23 protein-coding genes are annotated in these 23309 nt (G+C 64.9%); 10 read left to right on the forward strand and 13 right to left on the reverse strand.

Annotated features, from left to right (window positions below):
• Nucleotides 1-51: 51 nt before the first annotated feature.
• On the reverse strand, nucleotides 52-933 hold the full coding sequence (locus tag BLV45_RS02100; protein WP_090528266.1) for a pirin family protein: 882 nt from the start codon (nucleotides 931-933) through the stop codon (nucleotides 52-54).
• Between the two features lie 238 nt (nucleotides 934-1171).
• Between BLV45_RS02100 and BLV45_RS02105 the strand changes: the two genes are divergently transcribed.
• Nucleotides 1172-2053 carry an EamA family transporter gene (locus BLV45_RS02105; RefSeq protein WP_090528269.1) on the forward strand — a complete coding sequence of 294 codons (882 nt, stop codon included), beginning with the start codon at nucleotides 1172-1174 and terminating at the stop codon, nucleotides 2051-2053.
• A gap of 123 nt (nucleotides 2054-2176) precedes the next feature.
• Here BLV45_RS02105 and BLV45_RS02110 read toward each other — a convergent pair whose 3' ends face one another.
• Both BLV45_RS02110 and tsaE read right to left on the reverse strand, forming a co-directional pair.
• Nucleotides 2177-3706 (reverse strand): N-acetylmuramoyl-L-alanine amidase, encoded by a 1530-nt coding sequence (locus BLV45_RS02110; RefSeq protein WP_090528272.1) that lies wholly within the window; start codon nucleotides 3704-3706, stop codon nucleotides 2177-2179.
• Nucleotides 3688-4236: a tRNA (adenosine(37)-N6)-threonylcarbamoyltransferase complex ATPase subunit type 1 TsaE gene (gene tsaE, locus BLV45_RS02115; protein WP_090528275.1), complete on the reverse strand. Its 549-nt coding sequence runs from the start codon at nucleotides 4234-4236 to the stop codon at nucleotides 3688-3690. The genes BLV45_RS02110 and tsaE overlap by 19 nt, the downstream gene beginning before the upstream one ends.
• A 17-nt stretch (nucleotides 4237-4253) precedes the next feature.
• Here tsaE and queG point away from each other — a divergent pair, with 17 nt between their 5' ends.
• From queG to xerD, 3 genes are all read left to right on the forward strand, one after another.
• The gene (queG, locus tag BLV45_RS02120; protein WP_090528278.1) at nucleotides 4254-5519 is read left to right on the forward strand and encodes a tRNA epoxyqueuosine(34) reductase QueG; all 1266 of its coding nucleotides are present in this window, start codon (nucleotides 4254-4256) and stop codon (nucleotides 5517-5519) included.
• A gap of 97 nt (nucleotides 5520-5616) precedes the next feature.
• Entirely contained in the window at nucleotides 5617-6087 is a 471-nt protein-coding gene (locus BLV45_RS02125; RefSeq protein WP_090528281.1) for a methylated-DNA--[protein]-cysteine S-methyltransferase, read from the forward strand.
• 41 nt (nucleotides 6088-6128) lie between these two features.
• Nucleotides 6129-7064, forward strand: a complete 936-nt coding sequence (gene xerD / locus BLV45_RS02130; protein WP_090530969.1) for a site-specific tyrosine recombinase XerD — start codon at nucleotides 6129-6131, stop codon at nucleotides 7062-7064.
• Nucleotides 7065-7080: 16 nt separating this feature from the next.
• Here xerD and BLV45_RS02135 read toward each other — a convergent pair whose 3' ends face one another.
• The gene (locus BLV45_RS02135; protein ID WP_090528284.1) at nucleotides 7081-8721 is read right to left on the reverse strand and encodes a class I adenylate-forming enzyme family protein; all 1641 of its coding nucleotides are present in this window, start codon (nucleotides 8719-8721) and stop codon (nucleotides 7081-7083) included.
• A 68-nt stretch (nucleotides 8722-8789) separates the two neighbouring features.
• Here BLV45_RS02135 and ybaK point away from each other — a divergent pair, with 68 nt between their 5' ends.
• A complete protein-coding gene (ybaK, locus tag BLV45_RS02140; RefSeq protein ID WP_090528287.1) occupies nucleotides 8790-9281 on the forward strand; it encodes a Cys-tRNA(Pro) deacylase in 492 nt (163 codons plus the stop codon).
• Nucleotides 9282-9429: 148 nt separating this feature from the next.
• Complete coding sequence (plsY, locus tag BLV45_RS02145; protein ID WP_090528290.1) at nucleotides 9430-10068, forward strand: glycerol-3-phosphate 1-O-acyltransferase PlsY; 639 nt, start codon at nucleotides 9430-9432, stop codon at nucleotides 10066-10068.
• A gap of 69 nt (nucleotides 10069-10137) precedes the next feature.
• On the opposite strand, the gene BLV45_RS02150 is transcribed toward plsY, so the two are convergent.
• Entirely contained in the window at nucleotides 10138-10623 is a 486-nt protein-coding gene (locus BLV45_RS02150) for a YajQ family cyclic di-GMP-binding protein (protein WP_090528293.1), read from the reverse strand.
• A 261-nt stretch (nucleotides 10624-10884) separates the two neighbouring features.
• On the opposite strand from BLV45_RS02150, the gene murB reads away from it, so the two are divergent.
• Nucleotides 10885-11925, forward strand: a complete 1041-nt coding sequence (gene murB / locus BLV45_RS02155; RefSeq protein WP_090528296.1) for a UDP-N-acetylmuramate dehydrogenase — start codon at nucleotides 10885-10887, stop codon at nucleotides 11923-11925.
• A gap of 232 nt (nucleotides 11926-12157) precedes the next feature.
• Here the strand turns inward: murB and BLV45_RS02160 are convergent, their stop codons facing one another.
• Entirely contained in the window at nucleotides 12158-13384 is a 1227-nt protein-coding gene (locus BLV45_RS02160) for an argininosuccinate synthase (RefSeq protein WP_090528299.1), read from the reverse strand.
• A 117-nt stretch (nucleotides 13385-13501) separates the two neighbouring features.
• A complete protein-coding gene (gene argF / locus BLV45_RS02165) occupies nucleotides 13502-14431 on the reverse strand; it encodes an ornithine carbamoyltransferase (protein ID WP_090528302.1) in 930 nt (309 codons plus the stop codon).
• 425 nt (nucleotides 14432-14856) lie between these two features.
• On the opposite strand from argF, the gene BLV45_RS02170 reads away from it, so the two are divergent.
• Nucleotides 14857-15198 carry a DUF3579 domain-containing protein gene (locus BLV45_RS02170; RefSeq protein ID WP_090528306.1) on the forward strand — a complete coding sequence of 114 codons (342 nt, stop codon included), beginning with the start codon at nucleotides 14857-14859 and terminating at the stop codon, nucleotides 15196-15198.
• Nucleotides 15199-15480: 282 nt separating this feature from the next.
• Here the strand turns inward: BLV45_RS02170 and rpsT are convergent, their stop codons facing one another.
• Entirely contained in the window at nucleotides 15481-15759 is a 279-nt protein-coding gene (rpsT, locus tag BLV45_RS02175) for a 30S ribosomal protein S20 (protein WP_090528310.1), read from the reverse strand.
• Nucleotides 15760-16354: 595 nt separating this feature from the next.
• Between rpsT and murJ the strand changes: the two genes are divergently transcribed.
• Both murJ and BLV45_RS02185 read left to right on the forward strand, forming a co-directional pair.
• Nucleotides 16355-17905, forward strand: coding sequence for a murein biosynthesis integral membrane protein MurJ (gene murJ / locus BLV45_RS02180; protein WP_090528315.1), 1551 nt, complete (start codon nucleotides 16355-16357; stop codon nucleotides 17903-17905).
• Complete coding sequence (locus BLV45_RS02185) at nucleotides 17902-18753, forward strand: SirB1 family protein (protein ID WP_090528320.1); 852 nt, start codon at nucleotides 17902-17904, stop codon at nucleotides 18751-18753. Before murJ ends, BLV45_RS02185 begins: the two co-directional genes overlap by 4 nt.
• Before the next feature lie 113 nt (nucleotides 18754-18866).
• On the opposite strand, the gene BLV45_RS02190 is transcribed toward BLV45_RS02185, so the two are convergent.
• The 5 genes from BLV45_RS02190 to lpxK form a co-directional block, all read right to left on the reverse strand.
• Nucleotides 18867-19625, reverse strand: a complete 759-nt coding sequence (locus BLV45_RS02190) for a 3-hydroxyacyl-CoA dehydrogenase (protein WP_090528322.1) — start codon at nucleotides 19623-19625, stop codon at nucleotides 18867-18869.
• Nucleotides 19626-19804: 179 nt separating this feature from the next.
• Nucleotides 19805-20467: an adenylate kinase gene (gene adk, locus BLV45_RS02195; protein ID WP_090528325.1), complete on the reverse strand. Its 663-nt coding sequence runs from the start codon at nucleotides 20465-20467 to the stop codon at nucleotides 19805-19807.
• Between the two features lie 234 nt (nucleotides 20468-20701).
• Entirely contained in the window at nucleotides 20702-21511 is an 810-nt protein-coding gene (gene kdsB / locus BLV45_RS02200) for a 3-deoxy-manno-octulosonate cytidylyltransferase (protein WP_090528326.1), read from the reverse strand.
• A gap of 158 nt (nucleotides 21512-21669) precedes the next feature.
• Nucleotides 21670-21885 carry a Trm112 family protein gene (locus BLV45_RS02205; protein WP_090528329.1) on the reverse strand — a complete coding sequence of 72 codons (216 nt, stop codon included), beginning with the start codon at nucleotides 21883-21885 and terminating at the stop codon, nucleotides 21670-21672.
• Nucleotides 21866-22882: a tetraacyldisaccharide 4'-kinase gene (gene lpxK, locus BLV45_RS02210; protein ID WP_090528332.1), complete on the reverse strand. Its 1017-nt coding sequence runs from the start codon at nucleotides 22880-22882 to the stop codon at nucleotides 21866-21868. The genes BLV45_RS02205 and lpxK overlap by 20 nt, the downstream gene beginning before the upstream one ends.
• Nucleotides 22883-23309 lie beyond the last annotated feature (427 nt).

The raw sequence follows: 23309 nt of genomic DNA on the forward strand, positions 1-23309 counted from the left end.
AAAACTGTCTCGGCAGAAAGTGGGGACGTTTATCCCGAATTCAATGCAGGGTTACTGCGCTTTGCGTTCGGGCAGCGGAATCCATTCCGTCTCGCCCGGCACCTTGCCCATTTCCTGGTTCGTCCACGCGGTTTTGGCCCGCTCGATCTTCTCGCGCGAACTCGCAACGAAATTCCACTCGATGAAGCGTTCGCCGTCGAGCTTCTCGCCGCCCAGCAGCATCGCGGTCGCACCGTTCGCGCTTGCGAGCGTGACCGTTTCGCCCGGCATCAGCACGGCCATCTGGCCGGCTTCGAGCGGCTCGCCGTCGATCCGCAGATCGCCTTCGACCAGATAGACGCCGCGTTCGTCGTGTTCCGGCTCGAGGGCGAACGCGCCGCCCGGGTTGAACGTCGCGGCAACGTAGAGCGTGCCGGAAAACGTCGTCGTGGGCGCCGTGTGACCGAACGCGGTGCCGGCGATCACGCGCAGTGTGACGCCGTTGCGTTCGATCTGCGGCAGCGTGGCGGCGGCGTGATGTTCGAACGACGGTTCGTCGTCCTCATGCGCGAGCGGCAGTGCGACCCACGTCTGGACGCCGTGCATCGACAGGCCGCGACCGCGGTCTTCGGCGGGCGTGCGTTCCGAATGCACGATGCCGCGGCCGGCGGTCATCCAGTTCACGTCGCCGGGGACGATCTTCTGCTCCGAGCCGAGGCTGTCGCGATGCATGATCGTGCCTTCGAACAGATAGGTGACGGTGGCAAGGCCGATATGCGGATGCGGGCGCACGTCGAGCCCGACGCCGGGCGCGAGCGTCGCCGGGCCCATGTGATCGAAGAAGATGAACGGCCCGATGAGCCGCGCGGCCATCGCGGGCAGCACGCGCCGCACGGTGAGGCTGCCGACGTCGCGCAGATGGGGCTTGAGAACCGCTTTGATCGAGGAAGACATGGCGTGGGTTCCAGGCGGAGGCGTTTGAGGGGACAGGTGATTCTAACGCCCGCGCGCGACCGGTGGCGGCTCGACGAAAACTCGCGCCGGCAGCGGTGCGTCGGGACGCCGTCCGAAAAGCGGTCGGAAAAAGCGCAAGACTGGACACGAGGGACGCGCTTCACCCTGCGTTTTACGTGGCGCGCTCCGTTACACTTCGAAGCTCATGGAGCGAAACCCGGAATGAGAGGAAGCTGGAATGTCGCCGAAGGACCTTGTACTGGCGCTGGTCGTCGTGGTTGCGTGGGGTATCAACTTCGTGGTGATCAAGGTGGGCCTGCACGGCGTGCCGCCGATGCTGCTCGGCGCGTTGCGCTTCCTGCTTGCCGCCGTGCCGGCGGTCTTCTTCGTCAAACGTCCGCGCATCCCGTTGCGCTGGCTGTTCGCTTACGGCGCGACGATCTCCTTTGGACAGTTCGCGTTTCTCTTCACCGCGATGTACGTCGGCATGCCGGCCGGACTGGCTTCGCTCGTGCTGCAGGCCCAGGCGTTCTTCACGCTGCTGTTCGCGGTGATGTTCCTGAGTGAGCGTCTGCGTGTGCAGAATCTTGCCGGCCTGCTGATCGCGGCTGCTGGTCTTGCGTTGATCGGCATGCAGGGCGGCCATTCGATGACCATCGCCGGTTTTGTGCTGACGCTGTGCGCGGCGGTGTCGTGGGCGCTCGGCAATATCGTCACGAAGAAAGCAGGGAAGGTCGATCTGGTCGGACTCGTGGTGTGGGCGAGCCTGATCCCGCCCGTGCCGTTTTTCGTGCTGTCGTATTGCCTCGAAGGACCGCAGCGGATCGGTGCCGCGCTCACGGGTATCGGTGCGCAGTCGATCTTTGCGGTCGTCTACCTCGCGTTCATCGCGACGCTGCTCGGCTATGGACTGTGGAGCCGCCTGCTGTCGCGCTATCCGGCCAGTCAGGTCGCGCCGTTCTCGCTGCTCGTGCCGATTGTCGGACTGGCGTCGGCGTCGCTGTTTCTCGATGAGCATCTGTCGCAGGCGCAGATTGCCGGCGCCGCGCTCGTCATGGCGGGCCTCGCCGTGAATGTGTTCGGCGGATGGATCGTGCAAAGGTTCGCGGCGGCGCGCTGAGTACCGGGACCTGCGTGCCCGCGTGCAGCGACCCGGCCGAGGACAAAACGCATCTCAATGCATAACGGCCGCGCGAAGCGGCCGTTATGTGTTTCTAGCGTGACGCTGGCAACGAGAAGCGCATCACGTCATGCGGTTTTTCGCGAGCGGTGGATTCGCCGCGAAATAACGCTTGATGCCGGTCATGATCGCGTCGGCCATCCGGTCGCGATAGGCATCGTCGTTCAGGCGCTTCTCTTCTTCCGGGTTGCTGATGAACGCGGTCTCGACGAGGATCGACGGAATATCCGGCGCCTTCAGCACGGCAAAGCCGGCCTGCTCGACCGAACCCTTGTGCAACCGGTTGATGTCGCCGATTTCCTTCAGCACGAAGTTGCCGTAGCGCATCGAATCGCGGATCTGCGCGGTGGTCGACATGTCGAAGAGCGCGCGGTTCACGGTGGCGTCCTTCGACTTGATGTTGATGCCGCCAATCTGGTCCGACGCGTTTTCCTTGTTCGCCATCCATCGCGCGGCCGCGCTCGATGCGCCGTGTTCCGAGAGCGCGAACACCGAAGAGCCGCGCGCGGAAGGATCGGTGAACGCATCGGCGTGAATCGACACGAAGAGGTCCGCGCCGACGCGCCGCGCCTTCTGCACGCGCACGTTGAGCGGCACGAAGAAGTCGGCGTCACGCGTCATCATGGCGCGCATGTTCGGCTGCGCGTCGATTTTCGCGCGCAGTTTCTTTGCAACGTCGAGCGCGATGTGCTTTTCGTAGGTGCCCGCGCCGCCGATCGCGCCCGGATCCTCGCCGCCGTGGCCCGGATCGATCGCGACCGTCAGGAGACGCACCGTGTTGCCCCGGCCGGACTTCGGCGCGGTGAACTTGTATGTGTCGTCGTCGCTGTCGGCGCCATCGTTGTTGCGCGCGAGGGCGGATGGCGGCTGCGTCGGCTTCGGGATGGCCGGGTGCGGTGTCGGCGTGAGGTGCGCGGGCGGACGTGGCGCGTCCGGCGATCCCGCCGACGGCCCGCTTTCCTGCGCGTAACGCTGGAAGAACGCGTCGCTCTCGCTCTGCGCCGGCGTGGTTGGCCCGCTGAGCGTGGCGGGCGGCTCGCTGTTTTCGTTGAGCCGCTGTTCCTTGCGCTCGGTCTGCGCGAGGAGATCCATCAGCGGATCCGGCGCGATCGCGGGATAAAGATCGAACACCAGCCGGTATTTGTACGTGCCGACCGGCGGCAACGTGAACACCTGCGGCTTCACCGAACCCTTCAGATCGAACACCATGCGCACCACGTGCGGCTGGTATTGCCCGACGCGCACCGACTGGATCTGCGGATCGTTCGGCGTGATCTTCGAGACGAGATCGCGCAGCGCCTGGTCGAGATCGAGCCCGTTCAGATCGACGACGAGCCGGTCGGGACCTTGCAGCAGATGCTGCTCGTTCTCCAGCGGCTGGTCCGATTCGATCGTGACGCGCGTGTAGTCGCGAGCGGGCCAGACGCGCACGCCGAGCACCGAACTGGCCCACGCAAGACGCGGCGCCGCGACGAGTCCGAGCACGAGCGTCGACGCGCCCGCGCGCAGAATCTGCCGGCGACGCCAGTTGTGCGTGGCGGTAGCGGCCGATTCGATCGAGCGGAACGGTTTGATCAACATCTTTGGAGACATGCCTTTCCTGATTCGCTGAATGCGCGCGCGACGAGAAGGCGTCCTTCGCCCTCCACGTCGAGCGAGAAGACGATATCCGGCACGCCCAGCAGGGTACCCGCGCGCTGCGGCCATTCGACGAGGCAGATCGCGCCGCTGTCGAAATACTCGCGAAAGCCCGCGTCGGCCCATTCGGCCGGATCGGTAAAACGATAGAGATCGAAGTGATACAGCTCAAGTTCCCCATCGGGCCTCTCGACCGCGTACGGTTCGACGAGCGTATAGGTCGGGCTGCGCACGCGTCCGGTGTGACCGAGCGCGCGGAGCGTCGCGCGAACGAGCGTGGTTTTGCCCGCGCCGAGGTCACCCGTCAACTGCACCTGCAAGCCACGGAACGCACGCGCGCCGCCCTGTTCGCCGGCGGCCTTGCGTACGCTATCGATGGCGTGAGCGAGGCGAACGCCGAACGCGCTGGTGGCGGCTTCGTCCGCGAGCGCGAGGTGGCGTTCGAGCAGGACGGTAGCGGCGGGCGTGATGGCTTGGTCAGGCATTCTCGTAAAATGGCGTGATGAACCGAAGTCCGGAACCCCCAGAATCCTGCACGCCTGCGTCTGATGACGATGTGCGTGCCGTGCGTCATTTCGATGAAGCGGCGCTGGAGGCACTCGCGCAACGCATCAAAACGTGGGGCCGCGAACTCGGTTTCAGTGCAGTCGGTATCAGCGACACCGACCTCACGGCTGCCGAGGCGGGGCTCGCCGCATGGCTCGAAGCGGGCTGCCACGGCGAGATGGATTATATGGCGAAACACGGCATGAAACGCGCAAGACCGGCCGAGCTTGTGGCCGGCACGCTACGCGTGATTACCGCGCGAATCGCTTATTTGCCCGCTGAAACGCTGGTGGGAAAGCGCGTTGAAAGCCACGCGGCGGCTGCATCGAATCTCGCCGAAAGCGCCGCGCAGGCGGTCCCGCATGACTGGCGGGCGCAGGAAACGTTGCGCCTCGCGGACCCGTCCGCGGCCGTCGTCTCGATCTATGCGCGCGGTCGCGACTATCACAAGGTGATGCGTAACCGTTTGCAACAGCTCGCCGAAAAAGTCGAAGCAGAGATCGGTGCGTTCGGCTTTCGCGTCTTCACCGATTCCGCGCCGGTGCTCGAAATCGAGCTGGCGCAGAAGGCGGGCATCGGCTGGCGCGGCAAGCACACGCTGCTGCTTCAGCGCGATGCGGGCTCGCTGTTTTTTCTCGGCGAGATCTACGTCGATGTGCCGCTGCCCACTGACGCGCAAACCACGCCCGAACGCGCGCCCGAAACACCTGGTGCGCATTGCGGCAGCTGCACGCGCTGCATCGAGGCCTGCCCGACAGGCGCGATCGTCGAACCTTACAGGGTCGATGCGCGCCGCTGCATTTCCTATCTGACGATCGAACTGAAAGGCAGTATTCCCCAGGACTTGCGGCCGCTGATCGGCAATCGTGTGTATGGCTGCGACGACTGCCAGACGGTGTGTCCATGGAACAAGTTCGCGCAGGCCGCGCCCGTCGCCGATTTCGACGTGCGGCACGGCCTCGACCGGGCGACGCTCGTCGACCTGTTCGCGTGGAGCGCCGACGATTTCGACACCCGCATGCAGGGCAGCGCGATCCGCCGCATCGGCTACGAGTCGTGGCTGCGCAATCTTGCGGTCGGCATGGGCAACGCGTTGCGTGTGGATCGCGCGAGCCTTTCCATCGATGCACGCGCGGCGATCGTCGACGCGTTGCGCGGGCGCGCGGGCGACGCATCGGCCATCGTCCGCGAGCACGTGGAATGGGCGCTCGAAGCAGCGTAAAGTAGCGGCAATCCGGCGTGGCGCCGGCATTGCGATCAACCTTTGTGTACCCGGAAACCGGGAAGCGCACCGCACCTGTACCGGCAAGGAGGCCGTCATGTTCAACGCAGTCATGGATGCGCCGTTCGGCAAGGTCGGCATCCGCATCGAAGGCAATGCCGTGCGCGAGATCGTCTATCTGCCCGACTCGATGCGCAACGTCGAGCCGGATTCGCCGCTCGCGAAAGAAGCGGTCGGACAGATCGAGCGTTATTTCGAGCGCGCGTCGGCAACGTTCGACCTGCCGCTCGCCGACGTGGGCAGCGCGTTTCAGCGTCGCGTGTGGGAGGTGATCAGCGACATTCCGCCGGGCATCGTGTACACGTATGGACAGGTCGCGAGGCAGGTCGGCAGCGCGCCGCGCGCGGTCGGGCAGGCGTGTGGCGCGAATTATTTTCCGCTGGTGATTCCGTGTCATCGTGTGGTCGCGTCGGGCGGCATCGGCGGATTTGCGAATCACGCCGACGACGGCTATTTCCGCAAGGTCAAACGCTGGCTGCTCGCCCACGAAGGTGTCCCTTACGCATGACGGGCATGACCGGCACGAACCGCACGAATCGCACGAAAGGCATGAGCGAAACCGTTCTCGAAGACGCACCCATCGAATCGCCGCTCTTCGCCGCGAGCAACGCGTCCATCGACGCGTTCTGCGACGCGCTCTGGCTCGAACACGGCCTTTCGCGCAACACGCTCGATGCGTATCGCCGCGATCTGAAGCTCTTCGCCGGATGGCTGGCCGGCACGCGCAACGGCTCGCTCGATACCGCGAGCGAAGCCGATCTGAACGCGTACAGCGCGGCGCGGCAGAAGGACAAGTCGACGTCGGCGAACCGGCGTCTTTCCGTGTTTCGCCGCTATTACGCGTGGGCCGTGCGCGAGCACCGCGCGAGCGCCGATCCGACGCTGCGCATCCGTTCCGCGAAACAGCCGCCGCGCTTTCCTTCGACGTTGACCGAGGCGCAGGTCGAGGCGCTCCTCGGCGCGCCGGATATCGACACGCCACTCGGCCTGCGCGATCGCACGATGCTCGAACTGATGTACGCGAGCGGGCTGCGCGTGACGGAGCTCGTCACGCTGAAAACCGTGGAAGTGGGGCTGAACGAAGGCGTCGTGCGCGTGATGGGGAAGGGCTCGAAGGAGCGCCTGATTCCATTCGGCGAAGAAGCGCACGGCTGGATCGAGCGCTATCTGCGCGAGGCGCGGCCCGCGTTGCTCGGCGCGCGCGCAACCGACGCGCTCTTCGTGACGTCGCGCGCGGAAGGCATGACGCGTCAGCAGTTCTGGAACATCATCAAGCGTCACGCGGCGGCTGCGGACGTGCGCGCGCCGCTGTCGCCGCACACGCTGCGCCACGCGTTCGCGACGCATCTGCTCAATCACGGCGCCGACCTGCGCGTCGTGCAACTGCTGCTCGGCCACACCGATATTTCAACGACGCAGATCTATACGCACGTCGCACGCGAGCGGCTGAAGTCGCTGCACGCGACGCACCATCCGCGTGGATGACGCCGTGATTTCACGCTCAAGCCATCTCACGAAGGCGGTGCTTGAGAATCTTGCCTGTCGATGCCGCGGGTAACGCCGCGAGCACGCGTACTTCGGCGGGCCGCTTGTAAGGCGCGAGCCGCGCGCCGCACCATTCGATCAGCTCAGCCGGCGTGACCCTCGCGCCGGCCACGAGTTCGACGAACGCGACCACCTCCTCGTTGCCCTCGACGGCGCGTCCGATCACCGCCGACTGCACGACATCGGGATGCGCGTTCAGCACGTGCTCGACCTCGGCCGGATAGACGTTGAAGCCCGAGCGGATGATCAGTTCCTTGCTGCGTCCGACGATGGAGAGCGTGCCGTCCGCTTCCTCGCGCGCGAGATCGCCGGTCTTGAGCCAGCCGTCTTCGGTGACGGTCGCGTGGGTCTGCTCCGGGTTGCGGTAGTAGCCGAGCATCACGTTCGGCCCGCGCACCCACAGCTCACCGATTTCGCCGCGTGCCGCCTCGACGCCGTCGAGCATCACGAAACGCACTTCCACGCCGGGGATCACCTGTCCGACCGATACGTCCGCGCAGGGTGCGTCGAGCATCGTCTGCGACACGGTCGGGCTGCTTTCGGTCATGCCGTAGCCGTTGTGCAGCGTCACGCCGTAGACGCTTTCGACGCGCGCCTTCAGCGCGGCGTCGAGCGGCGAGCCGCCCGAATACGCAAACCGCAGACGCGGCGCCGACCACGCATGGCCGTGCGCCTGCAGATGTTCGAGCAGTTTTGCGTGCATGGCCGGCACGCCCTGAAAAATCGACACGTTCTCGTGCGCGAGCGCATGACGCACGGCTTCGGGCGCAAAGCGCGACGCAAGCCGCAACGTCGCGCCTGCGTGCAGGCTGCCGAGACACACCGATGCAAGCCCGTACACGTGCGAAATGGGCAGCACGGCGTACACGACGTCGTCGGGGCCGACGCGGCGCAGCGTGCTCGAAATCGTCGCGATGAACATCAGGTTCCGGTGCGAGAGCATCACGCCTTTCGGCGCGCCGGTCGTGCCCGTCGTGTAGATGAGCGCGGCGCACTGCTTTTCGCTGGCGGCTTCGACGGGTTCGGCATGCACGTTCGCATCGGCGACGAACGACCACGCGCCGATATCGATTGCCGCCGCGCTTGCGCTTGCCGGTGCGGCTGTCGCGCCATGATGCTGCGCATGACCGCGCGCATCGGACGACGCATCGACCGCGTACGCGATCACGCGCGGCGCTGCGTGCGCGCGGATCGCATCAAGCTCGGCCGCCGAAAGCCGCGCGTTCGACATGAGCGCCCACCCGTCGAGTTTCGCGGCGGCGAACAGAAGCACCACCTGCACGATGCTGTTCTCCGCGACGATCATCACGCGGTCGCCCGCGCGCACGCCCAGCTCGCGCAGTTGCGCGGCGGTCTCCTCGACCGCGTCGGCGAGTTGCTGGCGCGTGAGCTGGCGTGCGTCCTCGATCAGCGAGACGCGATGCGGGTCGCGCGCGGCCGCCAGCGCCGGAATATCGGCGATGCGCGCGGGCAGGGCGGCGAGCAGCGCGGGGATGTCGAATGCGTGCGAATGCGGGGCGGTGCTGGCCGTCACGACTGTCTCCTCGTGGCGCCGCGGCGCGCGGCGGCGGAATATTTTCGAACGATCGTGCCACATTCAACCGGCACGCACAATTCAGGTTTGAGCAAATAGCTGTTGCGCGGTGACGCCATTACAATGCGCCGATGAGCAAATCCAGACACGTCTCCGAAACGCCCGCGACGCAGTTTCTGCGACGTCACGGCGTCGCGTTCGGCGAGCATCCTTACGACTATGTCGACCACGGCGGCACGGCGGAATCCGCGCGCCAGCTGGGCATCGACGAACATCACGTCGTCAAGACGCTCGTGATGGAAGACGAGCACGCAAAACCGCTGATCGTCCTGATGCACGGCGACCGCACCGTATCGACGAAGAATCTCGCGCGGCAGATCGGCGCGAAGCGCGTCGAGCCCTGCAAGCCGGAGGTCGCGAGCCGGCATTCAGGGTATCTGATCGGCGGCACGTCGCCGTTCGGCACGAAAAAGACGATGCCGGTGTACGTCGAATCGACGGTTCTCGAACTCGACCGGATCTGGCTCAACGGCGGGCGTCGCGGGTTTCTGGTCAGCATCGCGCCGAAGGTGGTGACGGATCTGCTGCAGGCAAAGCCGGTGCAATGCGCGATCGACGACTAGCAACCGCACCGACGTCAGCGCATGATGTCCGCGCGGGTTTCGCCGGCTGCGTTCGGTAGAATATGCGGCTTCGTGTTCGTGCTGCACCGACGGTTTCGCTTTCGTAACCCCTTCGCCTTTCCGGCACACTACAAAAAGAGTTCCCAGCATGGAAAACCTGATCGCCGCCGTCCTGGCCTACCTGATCGGCTCGGTGTCGTTTGCCGTGATCGTGAGCGCCGCGATGGGGCTCGCCGACCCGCGCTCGTATGGCTCGAAGAACCCCGGCGCGACCAACGTGCTGCGCAGCGGCAACAAGCTTGCCGCGATCCTGACGCTGCTCGGCGACGCGTTCAAGGGCTGGCTCGCCGTGTGGCTCACCAGCCACTTCGGCCCGCGCTACGGCCTCGATGATCCGGCGATCGCGCTCGCCGCCATCGCCGTGTTCCTCGGCCATCTGTATCCGGTCTTTTTCCGCTTCAAGGGCGGCAAGGGCGTGGCGACGGCGGCCGGCGTGCTGCTCGCGATCAACCCGGTGCTCGGCATCGCGACCGCGCTTACGTGGCTGATCATCGCGTTCTTCTTTCGCTATTCGTCGCTGGCGGCGCTGGTGGCCGCCGTGTTCGCGCCGCTCTTCGACGGGTTCCTGTTCGGCGCGAACATCATCGCGCTGGCCGTGCTGGCGATGAGCGCGCTCCTGATCTGGCGTCACCGCTCGAATATCGCGAAGCTGCTTGCCGGCAAGGAAAGCCGCATCGGCGACAAGAAAAAGCGCCATGCGCCGCCGCCCGCGGGCAAGGCGCATTGAGTTTCCGGCGGCCGGTCTGGCACACGCCGCGGCGGCCTCATCTGACGATTGCGCGACGCCTCGCGTTGGCTAGTCGCGGAAGTTGTTGAAGTCGAGCGGCGTATCGGTGACGTCCTTGCGCAGCATCGCGATCGTGCTTTGCAGATCGTCGCGCTTGGTGCCCGTCACGCGCACCGCGTCGCCCTGAATGCTCGCCTGGACCTTGATCTTGCTGTCCTTCACGAGCTTGACGATCTTCTTGGCGAGATCGCCCGACACGCCTTTCTTCACGGTGATGACCTGCTTCACCTTGTCGCCGCCGATCTTCTCGATCTTGCCGTAGTCGAGAAAGCGCACGTCGACGTTGCGCTTCGCCATCTTCGACACGAGCACGTCCTTGACCTGCGTGAGCTTGAAGTCGTCGTCGGCGTAGGCGGTGAGCTCGCGCTCTTTCTGCTCGACGCGGGCATCCGAGCCCTTGAAGTCGAAACGGGTGGAAATTTCCTTGTTGGACTGCTCGATCGCGTTCTTGACTTCGATCATGTTGGCTTCGCTGACAACGTCAAACGATGGCATTGCATTCTCCCAATAGTGCCGCGGGGCGGACGCGGCCGGCAGGCCGCGCGTGACGCACTCGCTATAATCACGAACCGACGCCATTTTACCGACGCCGCTCCCATTTGCCCAAGGCTGTCGCGCAACAGTGCGCGGCGTGGCCTCGCTGGTTTCCGCCTGATTGCCGTGTGCGCCGCGGGCCCGCGCGGCGAGCCGATGCCGCAACCCCGTTCAACACGCACGTTTAACACGCGCGTTTAACACGTTTATCCAGCAATCCCGATGCCTCAAGCCGCTCCCGCCTCATTTGTTTCGCATTTTCCGCTCAAGGCGCACAACACGTTCGGCTTCGACGTGGCGGCGCGCTACGCGTGCAGCATCGAGCACGAGGCGCAACTGGCGGCCGCGGTGAACGATCCGCGCGCGGCCGCGTTGCCGCGACTGGTGCTGGGTGGCGGCAGCAACGTCGTGCTGACGGGCGACTTCGACGGTCTGGTGCTGCTGATTGCGCTGCGCGGGCGGCGAGTTGTCCGCGAAGACGACGATGCATGGTACGTCGAGGCGGCGGCGGGCGAGAACTGGCACGCGTTCGTGGCGTGGACGCTCGCGCAGGGCTTGCCGGGGCTCGAGAACCTCGCGTTGATTCCGGGGACGGTCGGCGCGGCGCCGATCCAGAACATCGGCGCGTACGGCCTTGAAATGTGCGAGCGCTTCGCGTCGCTGAGTGCGGTGGAACTGGCGACGGGCGAAGCCGTCGCGTTCGACGCCGACGCGTGCCGTTTCGGCTACCGCGACAGTTTCTTCAAGCGTGAAGGGCGGAATCGCTTCGTGATTACGTCGGTGACGTTCCGTCTGCCGAAAGCGTGGGCGCCACGGACGGGATATGCGGACATCGCGCGCGAACTGTCAGCGCGCGGTCTGGGCGATGCCGCGCCGGATGCGCAGGCGATCTTCGATGCGGTGGTCGCCGTGCGACGGGCCAAGCTGCCCGATCCGCTCGAACTCGGCAACGCGGGGAGCTTCTTCAAGAACCCGGTGATCGATGGCGCGCGGTTCGACGCGTTGCAGCAGCGTGAGCCGGATGTCGTGTCGTATCGTCAGCCGGACGGTAGCGTGAAGCTGGCGGCGGGCTGGCTGATCGACCGGTGCGGCTGGAAAGGGCGCGCGATCGGCGCGGCGGCCGTGCATGACCGGCAGGCGCTGGTGCTGGTGAATCGCGGCGGCGCGACGGGCGCGGACGTTCTGGCGCTCGCGCGGGCCGTCCAGGCGGATGTGCTTGCGCGCTTCGGCGTGGAACTGGAGCCGGAGCCGGTTTGTTTGTAGCTGTGTAGCTTCGTAGCGCGTGCGTGACGGGTGCGCGCTGCTCAGGGTCATGCGAAGGATATGAAAAAAGCACCGGGATCTATGATCCCGGTGCTTTTTTCGATAATGCGCGATCAGCCACGCATCGTCTTCGATCTGCCTGAACCTCGCCGCAACGGCTTCGGTTCAGCTTGCGGCAGCTGTCATCGCCTGTCGCTTGCGCCCAGTTCGACCGCCGCAGGCGCGGCAGGTCTTAACCGCGTTTGCGGCGCGCGTTCTCGGCGATCCGCATGCGCAGCGCGTTCAGCTTGATGAAGCCGCCGGCGTCGGCCTGGTTGTAGGCGCCGCCGTCGTCGTCGAACGTCGCGATGTTCTTGTCGAACAGCGTTTCCTTCGAATCGCGCGCCACCACCGAAACGCTGCCCTTGTAGAGCTTCACGCGCGTCCAGCCGTTGACCTTTTCCTGCGTATGGTCGATCAGCACCTGGATTGCGCGGCGCTCCGGCGCCCACCAGTAGCCGTTGTAAATCAGCGAAGCGTAGCGCGCCATCAGGTCGTCCTTCAGATGCGCGACTTCGCGATCCAGCGTGATCGACTCGATACCACGGTGCGCCTTCAGCATGATCGTGCCGCCCGGCGTTTCATAGCAGCCGCGCGACTTCATGCCGACGTAACGGTTTTCGACCAGATCCAGACGGCCAATGCCGTGCTTGCCGCCGAGGCGGTTCAGTTCGGTCAGCATCTCAGCTGGCGACAGGCGCTTGCCGTTCAGCGCGACCGGATCGCCGCGCTCGTATTCGATGTCGAGGTATTCCGGCTGGTCCGGCGCCTCTTCCGGCGAGACCGTCCAGCGCCACATATCCGGCTCGGCTTCGGCCTTCGGATCTTCGAGGTGACGGCCTTCGAACGAGATGTGCAGCAGGTTCGCGTCCATCGAGTACGGCGCGCCGCCCTGCTTGTGCTTCATTTCGATCGGAATGCCGGCCTTTTCGGCGTACGCGAGCAGCTTTTCGCGCGACAGCAGATCCCATTCGCGCCACGGGGCGATGACCTTGATGCCCGGTTCCAGCGCGTAGTAACCGAGTTCGAAGCGGACCTGATCGTTGCCTTTGCCGGTCGCGCCGTGCGAAACGGCCTGCGCGCCGGTCGCGCGCGCGATCTCGATCTGGCGCTTTGCGATCAGCGGGCGAGCGATCGACGTGCCCAGCAGATACTCGCCTTCATAGATCGTGTTGGCGCGGAACATCGGGAACACGTAGTCGCGCACGAACTCTTCGCGCAGGTCTTCGATGAAGATGTTGTCCTGCTTGATGCCGAGCTGCAGGGCCTTCTTGCGCGCCGGTTCCAGCTCCTCGCCCTGACCGATGTCGGCCGTGAACGTGACGACTTCGGCGTCGTAGTTGTCCTGCAACCACTTCAGGATGACGGAGGTGTCGAGGCCGCCCGAATAGGCGAGCACGACTTTGTTGATATCGCTCATGGTGAACTCGTAGCTGGAAAAATGCGGGAAAACGGTGCGCGCCGGCTGATCCGGGCACGTAAAAACGCTATTTTGACACTAAACCGCGGGCGTACCCGCGGTTTTGGGGTGGCGCGCTCAGTGGTTGAGCTTGCCGAGCAGCAGGAATTCCATCAGCGCCTTTTGCACATGCAGACGGTTTTCCGCTTCGTCCCACACGACGCTCTGCGGCCCGTCGATCACGTCGGCGCTCACTTCCTCGCCGCGATGCGCCGGCAGGCAGTGCATGAACAGCGCATCGGCATTCGCGCGCGCCATCATGTCGGCGTCGACGCACCAGTCGGCGAACGCCTGCTTGCGGGCTTCGTTTTCAGCTTCGAAACCCATGCTGGTCCAGACATCGGTGGTGACGAGATCGGCGCCCGCGCACGCTTCGTTCGGATCGTCGAACGCCTGCCAGCTCGGCGCGCTCTCCGCGGCGACGAGCGCGCGATCGAGCTTGTAACCCGGCGGCGTGGAGATACGCAGCTTGAACCCGAGAATGTGCGCGGCTTCGATCCACGTGTAGAGCATGTTGTTCGCGTCGCCGACCCACGCGACGGTCTTGCCGCGAATCGGACCGCGATGCTCGAAGTACGTGAAGATGTCCGCCAGCACCTGGCACGGGTGAAACTCGTTCGTGAGGCCGTTGATGACCGGCACGCGCGAGTTGTCGGCAAAGCGCTGGATGATGTCCTGGCCGAACGTACGGATCATGATGATGTCGACCATGCGCGAGATGACCTGCGCGGCGTCTTCGATCGGTTCGCCGCGGCCGAGTTGCGTGTCGCGCGTGCTCATGAACACGGCGTGGCCGCCGAGCTGGAAGATGCCGGCTTCGAACGACAGGCGCGTGCGCGTCGAGTTTTTCTCGAAGATCATCGCGAGCGTGCGGTCGTGCAGCGGATGGTAAGTCTCGTAGTTCTTGAACTTGCGCTTCAGAATGCGGGCGCGCTCAAGCACGTACTCGTAGTCTTCCAGCGAGAAATCCTTGAACTGCAGATAGTGACGAATTTTCTTGGCGGTCATGAAACAAATACGGCGGTCTCACCCGGCAGAATTGCCGGACGGCGCCGCCGTCGTTTGTGGTAACTCAATGGAGCATAAAGGATTTTGCCTGGTTTGACGAGTCAGCCGGATGGCCATGTGAGCGTCCGCGGGGGCGTGCGCGCCATTCCTTGTGCCCTGTGTCAGGGGGCTTGTGTGCAGTGCGGAACAACACCCGCTGAGCTATAATCTCAGGGTTTTCCCAAGCCCGGCAGGCAGGCGCCGAGCTTTCGGGGCACGGCTCGCGCGCGTGGGGTCACGCAATCCCTTTCGTGCGATACGCTTTCCGCCTGGCGGCGTGTTTCAGGGCGTCACGGCGCGGTTTGCACACGTCGTTCCGGATCTTCAGGCAGCCTCAAGGGTCCACGGGCACGCACTTCCCAGGGCAGTCATACAGGAATCCCTACATGGCCGAAGCACCTCCAACCGAGTATTTCATTCAGGGCATCACGTCGAAAGGAAAGAAGTTTCGTCCGAGCGACTGGTCGGAACGGCTTGCCGGTGTCATGTCGTGTTTCGGTCCCGGCGCGAAAGGACCGAACGCCCGTCTTCAGTACTCGCTCTACGTCCGTCCGACCTTGCTTGGCGATCTCAAGGTCGTCATTCTCGATTCGCGTCTGCGTGACATCGAGCCGATGGCTTTCGATTTCGTCATGAATTTTGCAAAAGACAATGACCTGGTCGTGACCGAGGCGTGCGAACTGCCAGCGCATCACGGTACGCAGCAGAAGATCGCGGAACAGGCGTAGTACAGGGCACAGGAACAGGACACAAGGCCTCGCTGGCGCGACGAAGCGCGATAGCAGGCAGGGCGCAAGGCCCAAAGCAGAAGGGCTACGGCCCGAGCGAACAAAAACCCGCCGAAGCGGGTTTTTTTACGTCCGTCGCGCGCTGAATCGAGGGCGCGCCGGAGCCCGAACATCGTCGCGCGGCGGGCATTATTCGTGCGCGAATACAAAAAAGCCCGCCAGGGCGGGCTTTCATGACGCAGCGGAAACAGGAGGTAGCCCGCCGAAGCGAGCTGACCGGATTTACTGCGCTGCGGGCGCTTGCAGACCCTTGATGGCTGCAGCGAGGCGGCTCTTATGGCGAGCGGCCTTGTTCTTGTGAACGATTTTCTTGTCGGCGATGATGTCGATGGTCTTCGACGATGCCTTGAAGAGTTCAGCGGCCTTGGCCTGGTCGCCGGCGTCGATCGCCTTGCGGACTGCCTTGATCGCGGTGCGGAACTTCGAGCGCAGCGCCGAGTTGTGCGAGTTGGCCTTGGCGGCCTGGCGGGCGCGCTTGCGTGCTTGTGCGGTATTTGCCATGACGGTTCCTTATCCTGTTCCTGTTTCCAGTGCCAGCCTTCAAGTGGGTTGGCGCTGCTTTGATCCGAACCTCTGGAAGCGATTGCCCAGAGGCGCAAAAGAGTTCGTTTGGGTCCGATCCGGTCTGACTTCGAGAACGAAACTCAAGACCGGCAGATACGCGAAAGCGACACAAAGCGCACCTGTTTCGGTTCGCGCCCCGTTCGCTTCACGCCTGTTACATCGTGCCGGGCAGCGAGGCCCATGCATGCAAAGACGTGATCCGACGGCCGAGCGAGCCTCGAAACCGGCGATTATAGCAACAAAATCAGGCACGTGGCAACGGAAATAGGCCGCCGTCTCTTGTGCCGCGTCCGCGCTGGCTTGCCGGCGGCACCGCGCCTGCGGTTGCTGGACGGACGCCCGCGGGCGGAGTCTTCGCCCCGCTGTGCTCCGGAATGCCGGGCAAACTGCGCATCAACCGTGGACAAACCCCGGACAAACCGCGCACCAGATGATTATTTCGCGAACGTCCCTGGCCGGAAACGGTCCGACTCGCGTTCCGGCTCGTCCCGTCGTCCGCTGATGTGAGCGGCACCCGTATAATAAGCGCCCCATGAATCTATTCCGAGCCCTGCTGACGGTCAGCGGATTCACGCTGCTGTCGCGCGTGACCGGCCTGGCCCGCGAGACGCTGATCGCCCGAGCGTTCGGCGCCAGCCAGTACACCGACGCGTTCTACGTCGCCTTCCGCATCCCGAACCTGCTGCGCCGCATTTCCGCCGAAGGCGCGTTTTCGCAGGCATTCGTGCCGATCCTTGCCGAATTCAAGAACCAGCAGGGCCACGACGCCACCAAGGCGCTCGTCGACGCGACGTCGACCGTGCTCGCGTGGGCGCTGGTCGTGCTGTCGGCGCTGGGGATCGCGGGCGCGTCGTTTGTCGTGTACGTCGTCGCGTCGGGCCTCCGGGCCGACGGGCAGGCGTATCCGCTCGCCGTCGCGATGACGCGGATCATGTTCCCGTACATCATCTTCATTTCGTTGACGTCGCTGGCGTCGGCGGTGCTCAACACGTACAAGAACTTCTCGCTGCCCGCGTTCGCGCCGGTGCTGCTGAACGTGGCGTTCATCGTCGCGGCGGTGTTCTTCGCGCCGCACATGAAGACGCCGGTGTACGCGCTCGCGTGGGCCGTGATCGCGGGCGGCGTGCTGCAGTTTCTCGTGCAGCTGCCCGGCCTGAAAAAGATCGACATGGTGCCGCGCATCGGGCTGAACCCGGTGCGCGCGCTCGCGCATCGCGGCGTGAAGCGCGTGCTCGCGAAGATGGTCCCGGCGATGTTCGCGGTGTCGGCGTCGCAGATCAGTCTCATCATCAATACGAACATCGCGTCGCATATCGGGCCGGGCGCCGTCTCGTGGATCAACTACGCCGACCGGCTGATGGAGTTTCCGACCGCGCTGCTCGGCGTCGCGCTCGGCACGATCCTGCTGCCGAGTCTTTCGAGGGCGCACGTCGACGCGGATCCGCACGAATATTCGTCGCTGCTCGACTGGGGTTTGCGCGTCACGTTCCTGCTTGCCGCGCCAAGCGCCATCGCGCTTTTCTTCTTCGCCGAGCCCCTGACGGCCACGCTCTTTCACTACGGCAAGTTCGACGGCAATTCGGTCGTGATGGTCGGTCGCGCGCTGTCGGCGTACGGCGTGGGCCTGATCGGCCTGATTCTCATCAAGATCCTCGCGCCCGGTTTCTACGCGAAGCAGGACATCAAGACGCCGGTGAAAATCGCGGTGGGTGTGCTGATCGTCACGCAGCTTTGCAACTATGTGTTCGTGCCGATTTTCGCGCACGCGGGGCTCACGCTCAGCATCGGCCTCGGCTCGTGCGTGAACGCGGCGGCGCTGTTCGTGATGCTGCGCCGCCGCGGCATCTACATGCCGTCGAGCGGCTGGATGCGCTTCTTCGTGCAACTGCTTGGCGCGTGTCTCGTGATGGGCGGCGTCATGCACTGGTTCGCGATCAGTTTCGACTGGATCGGCATGCACGCGGAACCGGTGCACCGCATCGCGTTGCTGGGTGCGTGCCTCGTGCTGTTCGCCGCGCTATATTTCGGTATGCTCTGGTTGATGGGCTTCAAGTACGCGTATTTCAGAAGGCGGGTGAAGTGATCACGACGACGCGGGTTCTCGACTATTTCAGCACGCTCGTTGCCGAAGACGACAGCCTGCCGCTCACCGAGGCGGCCCTGTCGCTCGCGCAGGATGTGTACCCTGATCTCGACCTGACCGGCATCCTCGCCGAGATCGACGAGCTGGTGCTGCGCCTGCGGCGCCGCATGCCGGAAGATGCCGATCTCAGGCAGAAAGTCGGCGTTCTGAACCGGTTTTTCTTCCGCGAGCTGGGTTTTGCCAGCAATCTCAACGACTATTACGATCCCGACAACAGTTATCTGAACATGGTGCTGCGGCGCCGCCGCGGCATTCCGATTTCGCTCGCCGTGCTGTATCTGGAGATGGCGAGCCAGATCGACGTGCCGGTGCGCGGCGTATCGTTTCCCGGCCACTTCCTGCTGCGCGTGACGACGCCCGACGGCGACGTGATGCTCGATCCGACAACCGGGCATTCGCTGTCCGAATCGGAGATGGTCGAGATGCTGGAACCGTATGTCGCGAAGGCCGGGGAATCGGTCGGACGTGCGTTGCGCATGTTGCTGCAACCGGCCACGCGGCGCGAGATCATCGCGCGCATGCTGCGCAACCTGAAGAGTACCTATCTGCAGACCGAACGCTGGCAGCGGCTGCTCGCGGTGCAGCAGCGTCTCGTGATCCTGCTGCCGGAAAACATCGAGGAAGTGCGCGATCGCGGCTTCGCGTATGCGCGGCTCGATTACCTGCGCCCGGCGCTGGAAGATCTCGAGCACTATCTTGGCGACCGTCCGGATGCGGAAGACGCGACCGTCGTCGAGTCGCAATTGCACGAGCTGCGTCAGCGCACGCAGCACAACGACCGGGATTGAGCGCGGCGGCTGGCGTTCTGCAACGGCACAAAAAAACGCCTGCGATGAAAATCGCAGGCGTTTTTCGTTGTGGCAGGCATCGCGGCGCACAACAAAACACCGCGCGAGAAGGGTTACTTCGGCTGCATCCGGATCGCGCCATCCAGCCGGATCACTTCGCCGTTGAGCATCGGATTATCGAGAATCTGTTTGACGAGCATGGCGTATTCCGCCGGTTTGCCGAGGCGCGGCGGGAACGGCACCATCGCGCCGAGCGCGTCCTGCACGTCCTGCGGCATGCCGAGCAGCATCGGCGTTTCGAAGATGCCTGGGGCGATCGTCATCACGCGGATCGCGTTGCGCGACAGGTCGCGCGCGACCGGCAGCGTCATGCCGACGATGCCGCTCTTCGAAGCCGCGTATGCCGCCTGACCGATCTGCCCGTCGAACGCGGCCACCGAAGCCGTGTTGACGATCACGCCACGTTCGCCGTTCGCGTTCGTTTCGTTCTTCGACATCGCCGCAGCGGCGAGGCGGATCATGTTGAACGTGCCGATCAGGTTGATCGAGATGGTCTTGACGAAGGCATCGAGCGGATGCGGGCCGTCCTTGCCCACCGTCTTGATGGCCGGCGCGACGCCCGCGCAGTTGATCAGGCCGCGCAGCGTGCCGGCCTGCGTCGCAGCGGCGACGGCCTGGGTGGCGTCGTCTTCGCGGCTGACGTCGCACTTCACGAACACGCCGTTCAGTTCCTTCGCGAGCGCGTTGCCGGCGTCCACGTTCAGGTCGGCCAGCACGACCTTGCCGCCGTTTTCAACGACGAGACGCGCCGTGGCCGCGCCGAGGCCCGATGCACCACCGGTGATGAGAAATACGTTGTCGCGAATGTCCATGACTGCTCCTGTTGTTCCGGTCGTCGGCCGGTCGCATGGGGATGGGTTGACCGACGATTGTAACGGCTGAAAATTCCGTCGCAACACCCCGGGCGGGGTGGCTGCGCGGCGGGATGTAGCCACGCGGGCAATAAAAAACCCGCCATGGCAGCGGGTTCTTCAATGGCGTTCGAATGCGCTTACTTCAGCGCGTCGAACACGCGCGCGCGGATTTCGTCCACGGCGCCAAGGCCCGAAATGCGACGGTAAGCCGGCGCCTTCAGACCGTTTTCGGCGCCGCGGCTCGCCCAGTCGTTGTAGTACTGGATCAGCGGCTTCGTCTGCGCGACGTATACGTCGAGGCGCTTCCTGACGGTTTCTTCCTTGTCGTCGTCGCGCTGGATCAGCGGCTCGCCGGTGACGTCATCGGTGTTCTCGACTTTCGGCGGATTGAACTTCACGTGATACGTGCGGCCCGACGCCGGGTGCATGCGACGACCGCTCATGCGCACGATGATCTCGTCGAACGGGACGTCGATTTCCAGCACGTAGTCGATCGCGACACCGGCCTGCTTCATGGCTTCGGCCTGCGGCAGCGTGCGCGGAAAACCGTCGAACAGATAGCCGTTCGCGCAGTCCGGCTCGCGCAGACGTTCCTTCACGAGGTTGATGATGAGTTCGTCGGTGACGAGTTCGCCTGCGTCCATGAAGCGCTTTGCCTCGAGGCCGAGCGGCGTGCCGGCCTTGACGGCCGCGCGCAGCATGTCACCCGTGGAAATCTGCGGGATGCCGAACTTTTCCTTGATGAAGTTTGCCTGGGTGCCCTTTCCCGCACCGGGGGCGCCCAACAGGATCAAACGCATTGTGATATCTCCAGATCTATGTGAATTCTGTGGTGACGCGAGGCAGACGGAATATCGACGAAACTTCGCTCAGTACCGTTTTGACACCCCGTAGAACCCCTGTGCGGCAGTGGCCCTCGCGCAGCACGTCGTGAACGACGGCGCTGCAAGGCTGCCAGCGGCACAAACGGGGGAAACCCTGACGAAGCATGGCTCCGGGCGGCTCGCGCAACCGTTTGATTATGCCATGGGTTTTTATGCTCGCGACCCGAATAACGCCTGTACGCGAGCGAGATCGGCCGGTGTATCGACGCCGGGCAACGGCGCGTCCTGCGTGACGAGCACCGCAATGCGCTCGCCGTGCCACATCGCGCGCAACTGTTCGAGCGCCTCGGCCTGTTCGATCGGCGAGAGCGTGAGCGTCGGGTACGTACGCAGGAATTTCGCGCGATACGCATAGAGGCCGATGTGCCGGTAGACGTGCGCGAGCGCGGGCGGCGCGGGCATCGTGGCGACGTCGGGCCAGTGCGGCTGATACGCGTCGCGCGCCCACGGAATCGGCGCGCGCGAGAAGTAGAGCGCGACGCTTTGGGCGTCGAGCACGACCTTCACGACGTTCGGATTGAAGACTTCGGCGGGATCGGTGATCGGGTGCGCCGCGGTGGCGATCGCACAGCCGCTGTTCGCGGCCAGGTGCGACGCCACGCCGCGCACGAGTGCCGGGTCGATCAACGGCTCGTCGCCCTGTACGTTGACGACGATCGTGTCGTCGCGCCAGCCGAAATGCGCGGCGACTTCGGCGAGCCGGTCCGTGCCGGACGGATGATCGGCGCGCGTCAGCACCGCTTCGATCCCATGCGCGCGGGCGACGTCGAGCACCGATTGCGCGTCCGATGCGATCAGTACCTGCTGCGCGCCCGACTCGAGCGCGCGTTCGGCGACGCGCACGACCATCGGCTTGCCGCCGATGTCGGCAAGCGGCTTGTTCGGCAGACGCGTGGACGCGAGCCGTGCCGGAACGACGGCGATGAACGGCGGGGCAGTGGGACGGGGAGATTCAGTCATGGGACGGACTTGACGGCTCGTGAGGGCCCGCTGCGCCCCCGGCGTTCGATACTCGAAGCGGCAAGCCGGAAGCGCGAAGATACGGGCGTGAGAGAGAGGCGGGGACAGCGTGCAAGGCGCCCGGAAGCGCCGCGATCAGCGAGGCGTGAGTCCAGGCGTTATGCGTCCGGAGCCGGACCGCCAGGACCGGCCGGGTCGACCAGCGTGCCTTCGACGGTTTGACGCGCTTCGTCGACGAGCATCACGGGAATGCCATCACGGATCGGATAGGCCAGCTTGTCGGCGTTGCAGATCAGTTCCTGCGCGGCGCGGTCGTAGCTGAGCGGGCCCTTGCAGATCGGGCAGACGAGAATTTCAAGCAGGCGAGCGTCCACGGACTTTCTCCACGACTAAAGCGATAAGGCGGTGATCCAGCGCGGCTTCGACCGGGACAACCCAGATCCGCGCATCATGCCAGGACCCCAATTTTACCGCATCCTTTTCGGTGATCAGGATGGCGTCGGCGTCGACGTCGGTGAAAGGATTCGTGGTGTACGCGTAATGGTCGGGCAGCGCGCGCGTGGCGGGCGACAGGCCGGCGGCGCGCAGCGTCGCGAAAAAGCGCTCCGGTGCGCCGATGCCGGCGGCGGCCAGCACGCGGTCGCCGGCGAACTGCGCAAGCGGGCGGCGCAGCGTGGGCCGCTCGAGATGCCATGCGTCGCCAGGCGTGAGCGCGAGCGCGAAGGTGTCAGGCCACGCGGGCAGCGTGCGGTCATAGGGATTGTTGATGAGCGTGGCATCCCGCCGACGCGACAGCGGCTCGCGCAACGGCCCCGCCGGCAGCAGGAAGCCGTTGCCGCCCAGCCGGTGATCGAACACGACGAGCTCGACGTCGCGCGCGAGCCGGTAGTGCTGCAGGCCGTCGTCGCTCACGATGATGTCGACATCGGTGTGCGCCGCGCACAACGCTTCGGCTGCGGCCACGCGATCGGGACAGACCCAGACGGGCGCGCCCGTGCGACGCGCGATGAGGAGCGGCTCGTCGCCCGCCAGTTGCGCCGGCGAAGCCGGCGTGACTGGCGTGGCGCGCGTGATCTTCGCGCCGTAGCCGCGTGAGACGATGCCCGGCGTAAAGCCCGCGGAACGCAGCGCATCGACGAGCGCGATCACCGTCGGCGTCTTGCCGGTTCCGCCGACTGTCACGTTGCCCACCACCACGACGGGCACCCCGATGCGCACGCTTTTCATCCAGCCGAGCGCAAACGCGGCACGACGCGACGCGGCTATGGCGCCGAACAGGCAGGCAAACGGCGTCAGCGCCCAGGCGAGCGGACCGCGACGCTGCCATTCCCGCGCGAGACGCGCTTCGATCCGGGATTTCAGTCCGCTCATGAACGGACCGCCGCAACGGAGCGCATGGCGGGTGAGGGACGCGAGAAGGACAGGGCAGGCAGCAACGCGGGTTCTCCGGGCGGTGAACGGAAAAGATGGCGACCAGCCGGTCGAGCCGGGCACCCGCGCACGGTGGGTGGCGACATGAAACAGAAGGAGCGGGAACCGCTCGACGCCGGCCGGCAACAAGGTGCTTCGGGAAGCCGGCACTCTAGCGTGCGAGCGGCGTACGCCGCAAGTCGGGTAGCGCAAAACGTGCCACGGCAATCGCCAGAACGGTGTGGGCGCCCCTGTGGATAACTCTGTGGAGAACCCGCCCGTGGTCGCCGGTGAAGGGCCGCCAGGCTCGCGGCGGGCCACCATGGCTTACCCTTTTGGAGATATAAAACCCATAATAATCAAACGCATGCCACGAATTCACGGCCTT

This window comes from Paraburkholderia sartisoli, from assembly GCF_900107685.1.
Lineage (GTDB): Bacteria > Pseudomonadota > Gammaproteobacteria > Burkholderiales > Burkholderiaceae > Paraburkholderia > Paraburkholderia sartisoli.

Bases quoted from the DNA above. Each gene is read 5' to 3' on its own strand.
- BLV45_RS02100 (WP_090528266.1), bottom strand. From the start codon at position 933: ATGTCTTCCTCGATCAAAGCGGTTCTCAAGCCCCATCTGCGCGACGTC.
- BLV45_RS02105 (WP_090528269.1), top strand. From the start codon at position 1,172: ATGTCGCCGAAGGACCTTGTACTGGCGCTGGTCGTCGTGGTTGCGTGG.
- BLV45_RS02110 (WP_090528272.1), bottom strand. From the start codon at position 3,706: ATGTCTCCAAAGATGTTGATCAAACCGTTCCGCTCGATCGAATCGGCC.
- tsaE (WP_090528275.1), bottom strand. From the start codon at position 4,236: ATGCCTGACCAAGCCATCACGCCCGCCGCTACCGTCCTGCTCGAACGC.
- queG (WP_090528278.1), top strand. From the start codon at position 4,254: ATGAACCGAAGTCCGGAACCCCCAGAATCCTGCACGCCTGCGTCTGAT.
- BLV45_RS02125 (WP_090528281.1), top strand. From the start codon at position 5,617: ATGTTCAACGCAGTCATGGATGCGCCGTTCGGCAAGGTCGGCATCCGC.
- xerD (WP_090530969.1), top strand. From the start codon at position 6,129: ATGAGCGAAACCGTTCTCGAAGACGCACCCATCGAATCGCCGCTCTTC.
- BLV45_RS02135 (WP_090528284.1), bottom strand. From the start codon at position 8,721: ATGTGGCACGATCGTTCGAAAATATTCCGCCGCCGCGCGCCGCGGCGC.
- ybaK (WP_090528287.1), top strand. From the start codon at position 8,790: ATGAGCAAATCCAGACACGTCTCCGAAACGCCCGCGACGCAGTTTCTG.
- plsY (WP_090528290.1), top strand. From the start codon at position 9,430: ATGGAAAACCTGATCGCCGCCGTCCTGGCCTACCTGATCGGCTCGGTG.
- BLV45_RS02150 (WP_090528293.1), bottom strand. From the start codon at position 10,623: ATGCCATCGTTTGACGTTGTCAGCGAAGCCAACATGATCGAAGTCAAG.
- murB (WP_090528296.1), top strand. From the start codon at position 10,885: ATGCCTCAAGCCGCTCCCGCCTCATTTGTTTCGCATTTTCCGCTCAAG.
- BLV45_RS02160 (WP_090528299.1), bottom strand. From the start codon at position 13,384: ATGAGCGATATCAACAAAGTCGTGCTCGCCTATTCGGGCGGCCTCGAC.
- argF (WP_090528302.1), bottom strand. From the start codon at position 14,431: ATGACCGCCAAGAAAATTCGTCACTATCTGCAGTTCAAGGATTTCTCG.
- BLV45_RS02170 (WP_090528306.1), top strand. From the start codon at position 14,857: ATGGCCGAAGCACCTCCAACCGAGTATTTCATTCAGGGCATCACGTCG.
- rpsT (WP_090528310.1), bottom strand. From the start codon at position 15,759: ATGGCAAATACCGCACAAGCACGCAAGCGCGCCCGCCAGGCCGCCAAG.
- murJ (WP_090528315.1), top strand. From the start codon at position 16,355: ATGAATCTATTCCGAGCCCTGCTGACGGTCAGCGGATTCACGCTGCTG.
- BLV45_RS02190 (WP_090528322.1), bottom strand. From the start codon at position 19,625: ATGGACATTCGCGACAACGTATTTCTCATCACCGGTGGTGCATCGGGC.
- adk (WP_090528325.1), bottom strand. From the start codon at position 20,467: ATGCGTTTGATCCTGTTGGGCGCCCCCGGTGCGGGAAAGGGCACCCAG.
- kdsB (WP_090528326.1), bottom strand. From the start codon at position 21,511: ATGACTGAATCTCCCCGTCCCACTGCCCCGCCGTTCATCGCCGTCGTT.
- lpxK (WP_090528332.1), bottom strand. From the start codon at position 22,882: ATGAGCGGACTGAAATCCCGGATCGAAGCGCGTCTCGCGCGGGAATGG.